2 protein-coding genes (1 of these 2 only partly in view) are annotated in these 1774 nt (G+C 44.4%); both read right to left on the minus strand.

The window, feature by feature from the left end; genetic code table 11:
- Window positions 1-133: 133 nt before the first annotated feature.
- A complete protein-coding gene (locus A2048_06995) occupies window positions 134-505 on the minus strand; it encodes a 30S ribosomal protein S12 (GenBank protein OGP07945.1) in 372 nt (123 codons plus the stop codon).
- Between the two features lie 231 nt (window positions 506-736).
- A protein-coding gene (locus tag A2048_07000; protein ID OGP07946.1) for a DNA-directed RNA polymerase subunit beta' crosses the window boundary here: on the minus strand, window positions 737-1774 show its 3' portion. The gene runs 3063 nt beyond the window's last position; 1038 of the gene's 4101 nt are visible here — the last part of the coding sequence; its start codon lies beyond the right edge, outside the window; its stop codon occupies window positions 737-739.

The following is a 1774-nucleotide window of genomic DNA, read 5'->3' on the forward strand; positions in this document are numbered from 1 at the left end:
ATTTGCCTTTTAACGGCTGCACCTTTTCGAGACATATTTCTTTGAAGAAGTCAGGATCCAGGAACCAGGATTCGGAATAAAATCTTTTGAAAATATTCTGACTTCTGATTCCTGACTTCTGACACCCCAACATTTACTTAGGTTTTTTTGCTCCGTATTTACTACGGCCCCTACGACGCTTTTCCACACCTTGAGTATCAAGGGTGCCACGAATAATATGGTAACGAACACCGGGCAGGTCTTTCACACGACCCCCACGAATCATGACCACTGAGTGTTCCTGCAAATTATGGCCTTCACCGGGGATGTAAGCTGTCACTTCAATTCCGTTGGTTAAGCGAACACGAGCCACTTTGCGTAAAGCGGAATTCGGCTTTTTGGGTGTTGTTGTATAAACACGGACACACACACCCCGCTTTTGAGGGCACTCCCCCAAAGCCGGCGCCATATTTTTTCGATGAGCCTGAACACGACCTTCTTTGACTAACTGATTAATTGTCGGCATAAAATCTCTTCAACCTTTTTAATAAAAAACGTATAACAAAAAGAAGTTCGATCGTTTTGAACTTCCAACCAAAAAACCCAACTATTTCATATACTTAAACATGAAAAAGGCAGGCTTCACAAAAAGAGTCGCGAAGTTAACAGAAGTTTTTATGGATGTCAAGAAGGCTTAGGGGTGAAACTAGCTAATTTTTTTAACCGGCAATTTCCCATGAATCCTTGTTCCAAAAATTTAACTCGCTACAGCTTCAATGGTAATACCATCTTCGGGCAACCCTTCCTCATCAACCTTGATTTTAAGGATACGATACTTCCTTAAACCCGTACCGGCCGGGATCAGGCGTCCCATAATCACGTTTTCTTTCAAGCCACGAAGCGAGTCGCTTTTTCCGGACAAAGCCGCCTCAGTCAACACCTTGGTTGTTTCCTGGAATGAAGCAGCCGACATGAAACTTTCAGTTGTCAACGAAGCCTTGGTAATTCCCAACAACAAGGGCTCGGCAATGGCGGGCTTGCCTTTTTTCTTGCGGACCTCTTTATTGACTTCTTCAAAAGAGAAACGTTCAACCTGTTCATCAATAAGGAAACGGGTATCTCCCGGATTAACAATGCGCACCTTACGCAGCATTTGACGAACGATCACTTCAATATGTTTGTCGTTAATTTTTACACCTTGCAAACGGTACACTTCCTGAACTTCATCAGTCAGATATTTAGCCAGGGCCTTTTCACCCAAAATCTGCAAAATATCATGGGGGTTTGAAGAACCGTCCATCAAAGCTTCCCCGGCTCGCACAAATTCACCTTCGTGCACGGCAATATGTTTCCCTTTGGGGATGAGATATTCTTTGGACTCTCCCACATCCGGTTTCACAATGAGCTTACGCTTGCCTTTGGTGTCTTTTCCGAAAGTGACGTAACCATCAATTTCGCTGATAACCGCACACTCTTTGGGTTTGCGGGCTTCAAATAATTCAGCAACACGAGGCAACCCACCGGTAATATCCTTCGTTTTTGTGGTTTCACGAGGAATCTTGGCGATAACATCACCGGCCTGAACCTTCTCGTTGTTACCGACAACAATGTTGGCACTAATGGGCAAAAGGTAACGGGCTTCCGAATCGGCATGGGGCAATTTGATCGTACGTCCTTTTTCATCTTTAATGGAAACACGAGGACGAAGATTGGCATTCTTGCCTTGGGTGACCACTTTACGAGCAAGACCAGTCACTTCATCGATCACTTCTTGCAAACTTTGCCCTTCAATAAG

This window comes from Deltaproteobacteria bacterium GWA2_45_12, assembly GCA_001797365.1.
In the GTDB taxonomy this organism is placed as follows: domain Bacteria; phylum UBA10199; class UBA10199; order UBA10199; family UBA10199; genus UBA10199.

Bases quoted from the DNA above. Each gene is read 5' to 3' on its own strand.
- A2048_06995 (OGP07945.1), bottom strand. From the start codon at position 505: ATGCCGACAATTAATCAGTTAGTCAAAGAAGGTCGTGTTCAGGCTCAT.